At 44.4% G+C, this 1,638-nt stretch carries 2 protein-coding genes; both read right to left on the reverse strand.

Annotated features, from left to right (window positions below; translation table 11 throughout):
- Positions 1–405: 405 nt before the first annotated feature.
- A complete protein-coding gene (locus tag NG833_RS29810; RefSeq protein WP_254568888.1) occupies positions 406–903 on the reverse strand; it encodes a type II toxin-antitoxin system YhaV family toxin in 498 nt (165 codons plus the stop codon).
- Between the two features lie 2 nt (positions 904–905).
- Positions 906–1,244 carry a type II toxin-antitoxin system PrlF family antitoxin gene (locus tag NG833_RS29815; RefSeq protein ID WP_254568889.1) on the reverse strand — a complete coding sequence of 113 codons (339 nt, stop codon included), beginning with the start codon at positions 1,242–1,244 and terminating at the stop codon, positions 906–908.
- Positions 1,245–1,638 lie beyond the last annotated feature (394 nt).

Genomic DNA, 1,638 nt, shown 5'->3' on the forward strand with positions numbered 1-1,638 from the left:
CAAAAAATAAAACCTTCAAAAAACCCGCAGGCTCAAGCCTGGGGCTACACGGACAAAGCGGTGCCTGCGCGGGCTAAAAGAGCCTTGTTAGGTGCGATCGCATCAAAGCAAGGATGATTTATTTGTTGGAATCCCCTTATCTATGTTCGTAGTAACGACTTCAGTCGTTCTCTTATCTATGTTCGTAGTAACGACTTCAGTCGTTCTAGCGGTTCCCGGATTCATGAGGTACGGATGCTATTAACTATTAAGGAGTGCGTAAAGCCTAAGCGCTTAGGCTTTACGCACTCCTTAATAATGGGCTCATAACTGTGGGAAACGCTATATGACTTCCCAACATTTATCGGGATGTAGCCCCGGGTCTAAATAATTTAGGCAAAGGGCTATTTGAGCTAATTTAAAAACTTACAATTCTAAATTAGCTATTTGTTTTAATCGCTCATTTTCCCCTTGAACTTCGGTCATTAAGTCATCCCATTCATCTGGTGGATAACCGCTATTTAGCATTTTAGTAAAAACTCGATAAGCATCTGTCTTGCTATTATAAGCCCGTTTGGAATTATCATCATTGACCCAAACAAAAACTAAGATTTTGCTGTCTTGGTGATATCGAAAAAATAAGCGGTACTGTTGAAAAAATTTAGCTCTAAACCAATGCTTATATTCCTCGCCCAGAGTAGACCCTTGGCGATACTCATTCCGAGTTGGATCTTGCGGAATGACATCAAATGCCAACTTAGCAATTGCAGCTAAACGCTTGGTCGCATTTTTTTCTCGATAACCGATCGGGTCCTTCTGACGCAAATTCTCAACCTGGGTCAGAAGTTGCTCAAAGAGCTCGATAAAAAGAGGATGAGCAAAGATACTCCATCCATTAATAACTAACGGCCCATCTCCAGACAATCTTACTCATCCTCCTCGGGTAGTGAGGCACTTAGATCAATTGCTACATCACCAACCAAGGACTGAACCCGATTGACTAAATCGGAGTTAATTGTTGTCAAGTGCTGAGGGTTATTTTCTATATCTCGCGCTAAAAAACTTAAAAACTTTTCCAGTACCGGATCGGTTTCCCTCTCATCTGAATCAGCACGAGAAATCACCACCTGGCCATTAGATAGAATATGATAACTAATTTTATCTAGCTTCTTCAAGCCCAATACATTACGAACCGACTCGGGGACGGTGGTTTGATAACGAGCAGTCAGCTTAGATTCTAAGCGTTGGATGGGTTGGGCAGTCATAACAAGTTCCCTAGCAACTTCAGGGCTGATAACCCGCTCAGGGAAGCCCTATCTCCAGGGTAATGCGATCGCATTGCCCTGTCAAGAAAAGTCCCCATCACCGCAAGTAAAAACCCACACCCTGAAGGGTGGGGCTATACAAACGAAGCCTGCCTACGCAGGCTGAAGAGGAAAGGTAGTAACGACTTCAGTCGTCCTCCACGTTCAACGTCCCGACTTCAGTCGTTATCCATGTTCAACGTCCCGACTTCAGTCGTTATCCATGTTCAACGTCCCGACTTCAGGCGTACTCCACCTTCAACGTCCCGACTTCAGTCGTTATCCATGTTCAACGTCCCGACTTCAGTCGTTCTTATCCATGTTCAACGTCCCGACTTCAGTCGTTCCCCCATGT

It is taken from the genome of Oscillatoria sp. HE19RPO (assembly GCF_024220515.1).
GTDB lineage: Bacteria > Cyanobacteriota > Cyanobacteriia > Cyanobacteriales > Laspinemataceae > Laspinema.